The 5191-nt window shown below is 64.0% G+C and carries 4 protein-coding genes; all 4 read right to left on the bottom strand.

Annotated features, from left to right (window positions below; all coding sequences use genetic code 11):
* Positions 1-64: 64 nt before the first annotated feature.
* The 4 genes from NUV89_RS27300 to NUV89_RS27315 all read right to left on the bottom strand — a co-directional run bounded on the left by NUV89_RS27300 (position 65) and on the right by NUV89_RS27315 (position 4843).
* Positions 65-1417, bottom strand: coding sequence for an LLM class flavin-dependent oxidoreductase (locus NUV89_RS27300; RefSeq protein ID WP_257783757.1), 1353 nt, complete (start codon positions 1415-1417; stop codon positions 65-67).
* Positions 1417-2610: an SfnB family sulfur acquisition oxidoreductase gene (locus tag NUV89_RS27305; RefSeq protein ID WP_257783758.1), complete on the bottom strand. Its 1194-nt coding sequence runs from the start codon at positions 2608-2610 to the stop codon at positions 1417-1419. The genes NUV89_RS27300 and NUV89_RS27305 overlap by 1 nt, the downstream gene beginning before the upstream one ends.
* Positions 2611-2649: 39 nt before the next feature.
* Positions 2650-3891 (bottom strand): SfnB family sulfur acquisition oxidoreductase, encoded by a 1242-nt coding sequence (locus tag NUV89_RS27310; protein WP_257783759.1) that lies wholly within the window; start codon positions 3889-3891, stop codon positions 2650-2652.
* Positions 3892-4078: 187 nt separating this feature from the next.
* Complete coding sequence (locus NUV89_RS27315; RefSeq protein ID WP_257783760.1) at positions 4079-4843, bottom strand: hypothetical protein; 765 nt, start codon at positions 4841-4843, stop codon at positions 4079-4081.
* Positions 4844-5191: the final 348 nt, after the last annotated feature.

Here is a 5191-nt window from a genome sequence, read left to right on the forward strand (position 1 = left end):
CTGTCAGGCAACTCTTTTTTGCTGACCCACCGCTATCGCAGGCAAGCCAGCTCCCACATTTTGATTAGCGTCGGTAGGTAGATCCGGTGTGTTGTTCGGGCAGGCGGGCGGTGTTGTGGAAGACTTTTTCGCGCAGCGTGCCGGTCTCATAAGCGGTCTTGTACGACCCGCGCTTTTGCAGCTCCGGCACCACCAGATCGATAAAGTCCACATAGCTTTCCGGCGTGACAATCCGCGTCAGGTTGAACCCATCCAGCCCGGTCTCACTGATCCACGACTCCAACTCATCCGCCACCTGCTCGGGCGAACCGACCAGGGTGATGTAGCGCCCACCGAGGGCGTGCTGCTCGAGCAATTTGCGCCGGGTCCAGTCGTTGTTCTGCAGGTTCTTGGTGGCAGACTGGATGGCGTTGCTCTTCACGTACTGGATCGGCTCATCCAGCGCGTACTGGGAAAAATCAATCGCCGTGGACGCCGAAAAATGCGCCACCCCGGCCTCCGCGCTGGCATAGCTGAGGTACTCGGCGTGCTTGGCCCAGGCCGCCTCTGCGGTGGCGCCGACGATCACGTTGAGCCCCATGAACACCTTGATGTCGTCTGGATTGCGCCCGGCCTCGACGGCGCTGGCGCGCACCTTGTCCACCTGGAGCTTGGTCGCGGCCTTGTTCTGCCCGCTGATAAACACGCACTCGGCATGCCGCCCGGCGAACAGCAAACCGCGATCCGAACTGCCGGCCTGGAACAGCACCGGCGTACGCTGCGTCGACGGCTCGCACAGGTGATAACCCTCCACCTGATAGAACTCGCCGTGGTGCTCGACCTTGTGCACCTTGCCCGGCTGGGCATACACCCGCGCCTGTGGATCGTTGAGCACGGCGTCGTCTTCCCAGCTGCCTTCCCAGAGTTTGTAGAGCACCTCCAGGTACTCGTCGGCCTGGTCGTAGCGGCGGTCATGCTCGACCTGCTCGGTGAGGCCCATGGCCTTGGCGGCGCTGTCGAGGTAGCCGGTGACGATGTTCCAACCGACGCGGCCACGGCTCAGGTGGTCCAGCGTGGACATGCGCCGCGCGAACAGGTACGGCGGCTCGTAGGTGAGGTTGGCGGTGAGGCCGAAGCCGAGGTTTTTCGTCACCGCCGCCATCGCCGAAACCAGCAGCAACGGGTCATTCACCGGCAGCTGGATCGACTCCTTGAGCGGCACGTCGATGGAGTTTTGATAGACGTCGTACACGCCGACGATATCGGCGATGAACAGCCCGTCGAACAGCCCGCGCTCGAGGATCTGCGCCAGCTCGGTCCAGTACTCGAGGGTTTTGTACTGGGTCGAGGTGTCCCGTGGGTGCGTCCACATGCCGTGGTTGATGTGCCCGATGCAATTCATGTTGAAGGCATTGAGCAGGATTTTTTTCTTCGCCATCAGATGGTCCCCCGCAGCGGCGGGTTGGCATCGTTGAGGTAGTAATTGCCCACCGCGTGGTACTTCCAGCGCACCGGGTCGTGCAGGGTGTGCACGCGGGCGTTGCGCCAGTGGCGGTCGAGGCCGTGTTCGGCCAGGGTCGCCTGGCTGCCCGCCAGTTCAAACAGCGTGCTGCCGGCGGCCAGGGAAATCTCGGTGCTCAAGGCGCGCACTTCGGCCACGGCAATCGAGGCGGCGGCGACGGTGTCGGCGTTGCTCTCGGCCTGGGCGCGGTCGAGGAATTCGCCGGCGCGCTCAAGTAAAGCCTCGGCGGCGTGCAGGCGGATGCTCAGGTGGCCGAAGCTTTTCAGGGTCAACGGGTCTTCGCTGGCTTTGTCGTTGCCGGAATCGATCCATGGGCGCGTCTTGGTGCGCACAAAGTGCAGCGCATCTTCAAAGGCGGCGCGGGCGATGCCGGTGTCGATGGCGGCGTGAAGGATCTGCGCCAGCGGGCCGACGGTGGTCGGGCGTTCGAAGGCGCTCTGGAACGGGATCACGTCGGCGGCGGCGACCCACGCGTTGTCGAACACCACCGAACCGCTGCCCGTGGTGCGCTGGCCGAAGCCGCTCCAGTCGTCGATCACCGTCAGGCCGTCGCTGTCACGCGGGACAAAGGCCAGTTGCTGCACGCCATGTTCATCCACCACCGAAGTGGGGATGCGCTGGGCGTAGATCGCACCGGTGGAATAGAACTTGCGACCGTTGATACGGAAACCATCGCCGTCGCGGGTGATCGAGGTGACGCGGTCGTGGGCGGTCTTGGTGCCCAGCTCGGCCAGGGCGTTGCCGAAACGCTGGCCGGCCAATACCTCGGCGTACAGGCGTTGTTGCTGCGCCGGTGTGCCGTTCACGCGCAGCACTTCGAGGGCGTAGAAATGGTTTTGCGGGATCTGGCCCAGGGACGCATCCGCCTGGGCAATCAGCGCGATGACCTTGCCCAGGGTGACGTTGGACACGCCGGCGCCGCCGTACGCTTTCGGCACGCTGATGCCCCACAGGCCGGAGCGGGAGAACACGTCCAGTTCGGGCAACGGCAGGCGGCGTTCGCGGTCGCGCTGGGCGCTGTCGCGGCGGAAGTCTTCGGCCAGGTCGCTGGCGACAACAAGGGCTTGTTCGTCGCTGGTGATAACCGCGACGTTTGCAGAGAAAGTCATATGTGCTCCAGAAGCTTGTAGAGGAAGTGTTCTGGTCGGTTAAATCCAGGAGTGACGAGCCGGCAACGTGCCGTTCAGTCGATAGGCGCCGATGGCGTGATACTTCCAGCGCACCGGGTCGTGCAGGGTGTGCACGCGGGCGTTGCGCCAGTGGCGGTCGAGGTTGAACTCGGCGAGGGTGGCGCGGCTGCCGGCCAGTTCGAAGAGCTTTTCGCTGACCAGCAGCGACACTTCGGTGGTCAGCACTTTCGCCTCGGCCACGGCAATCGAGGCGCGGGCGGCGGACTGCGCGGTGATCGGCGCGGCGCTGACCTGGTCCAGCACCTGGCCGGCCTTGCGCAGCAGGGCTTCGGCGGCGTGCAGTTCGATCTTCAGCTTGCCGATGTCGGCGATCACATACAGGTCATCGCTGGCGCGTTCGACCTTGGCGTCGATCCACGGGCGCGAGCGTTCACGCACGAAGGCAATGGTGTCGTCGAGGGCACCACGGGCGATGCCGGCGTCGATGGCGGCCTGGATCAGTTGCGAGACGGCGCCCTGGATGTTCGGGGTTTCGCCGATGCGCCAGTTTTCCACTACCAGTTCGGCGTCCACCGATACCTGGTCCAGCAATACCGTGCCGCTGGCAGTGGTGCGTTGGCCGAAGCCCGACCAGTCGTCAACGATGCGCAGCCCTTCAGTGCCACGGCGCACAAACGCCATGACCTGCTTGCCGTCGTCGTTGAGGGCCTTGACCGCCACCCAGTGGGCGAACAGCGCGCCGGTGGAGTAGAACTTCTGGCCGTTGACCACGTAGCCGTCGCCCTGGGCGGTGAGGCGCGCCTTGAGTTCCAGGGTGTTTTTGGTGCCGCGTTCCGGGCCGCCATTGCCGATGCGCCAGCCGTCGAGGACGCTCTGGAACAGCTGCTTTTTCTGGCGCTCGGTGGCTGCGCCCTGCAGCAGGTGCAGGATGCCGAAATGGTTCTGCGGGATCTGGCCGAGGGCCGGGTCGGCCGCGCTGATGATGGCGAATACGTCGGCCAGGGTCACGAAGGACACCTGCGGGCCGCCGTATTCACGGGGAATGGAAATGCTGCCCAGGCCACTGCGGGTGAACTGTTCCAATTGTGCCCATGGCAGCTGGCGTTGCTGATCGCGCTTGGCGGCTTGCAGGCGTGCGGCCTGGGCCAGCGCATGGGCCGCGTTCAGCGCCTCTGCGTCGTTGCGCAGCACGGTGGCTGGCAACAGCAGGGGGGCGACGTCCAGATCACTCTGGGGGGGTGTTTGAGCCAAGTTAGACATCAGCGCCGCTCCTTGGCTGCACGCAATGCCCTGGCGTTGTACACCGGGGTAATTCTGACCATACCGACCTCGCATTCAATGAAATGAAAACAGAAAAATCAAAGATGTCCGGTGGTCCGGTGCATATACCCTAAGCGTGTTAAATATTTAAATAAACGTGATTTTTGGAATAAGCATAGAAGGCCCGTCACCCAGGTTCGCAGGGCGAGCCGAGGGGACGTGGCTGATAGATCAGCCCCGTCCCGGCCGGGCGGGTCGGCGTCCCGGCGGCGATGCGCAACGTGCGTGCCGGCGCCCAGCGCGAATTGTTGCCGACGCGATCAAGGATGCAGTACGTGACCTCCAGGCGGCTGTCGTCGCCGGCTTCGACGATCACCGCCGAAGGCACCCACACCTGCACTGGCAGGCCGATATCCCTGGCGCGGATCTTTGGCAGGTCCAGGCGCACGTCGCCCCAGCGCAGGGTGATGGCGTCGCCGCAGGTCATGTTCAGGTAGGGCTCGATGGTCAGGGGGATACCGCGCCGCACCTGGCTGGCGTTGACGCCGTAGCGGCGGATGGTCTCGGGCAGGCTGGCAGGGGCGAGGTTGAGGTTTTCGTCGCAGTACAGGGGCGAGGGCTGACCGCCTGGGTAGTTGGTCTTTACGCGCACCCGGGTCACGGCCGAGCGTGCGGCGGCGTGGCCGACTTGCATGACCTGGTAATGAAGCTGGGCCGGGCCATCCTGCACAAAGCTTTCCGGCACACGCAGGTGCGTGGGTGTGCCGACCTTGCAGGCGGTCACCCGGCGTGAGGCGGCAAAGCAGTTGTTCCAGAACAGCTCGATCAGGTCGCCCTCATCCATGTGGGGATAGGGGGCGATATCGACCTGCAATTGTGCGGCAGCCAGGGCGTTGATGCCGTTTCGCAGGGCCTGTGGCAGGGTCGGCGCGGTGAGCAGGGTGTGCGTCATAAGTAATCTCCTTGATGCAGCCAGCAGCAATCGTTCCGGCCCTTTGCGCGAGGTGCGGGCAGGGGCTGGAAAGAACGATTCAGTGAATAGCCGGGATAGGATCCAATCCTCTGGGCGCTAGATAAGAGGGTTGGCCAAGAGGCGTCAATGGCGGCAAAGGGCTAAACGGCGGGTGGGGAGATATTCAGAAGAGGCTGACGTTTAGGGGGAATTCCGGAGGGGGTGTGGCGGGGCGTTTTACTGATTGGAATACAGACTTACTGTAGGCGCTGAGATCCCTTGTGGGAGCGGGCTTGCTCGCGAAGGCGGTGTATCAGCCGATGCATGTGGCAGCTGACCCACCGCATT

It is taken from the genome of Pseudomonas sp. 18.1.10 (assembly GCF_024655625.1).
GTDB lineage: Bacteria > Pseudomonadota > Gammaproteobacteria > Pseudomonadales > Pseudomonadaceae > Aquipseudomonas.

What these genes read in the sequence shown, in the direction of transcription:
- NUV89_RS27300 (WP_257783757.1), bottom strand. Translation starts at nt 1,417, where the DNA reads ATGGCGAAGAAAAAAATCCTGCTCAATGCCTTCAACATGAATTGCATC.
- NUV89_RS27305 (WP_257783758.1), bottom strand. Translation starts at nt 2,610, where the DNA reads ATGACTTTCTCTGCAAACGTCGCGGTTATCACCAGCGACGAACAAGCC.
- NUV89_RS27310 (WP_257783759.1), bottom strand. Translation starts at nt 3,891, where the DNA reads ATGTCTAACTTGGCTCAAACACCCCCCCAGAGTGATCTGGACGTCGCC.
- NUV89_RS27315 (WP_257783760.1), bottom strand. Translation starts at nt 4,843, where the DNA reads ATGACGCACACCCTGCTCACCGCGCCGACCCTGCCACAGGCCCTGCGA.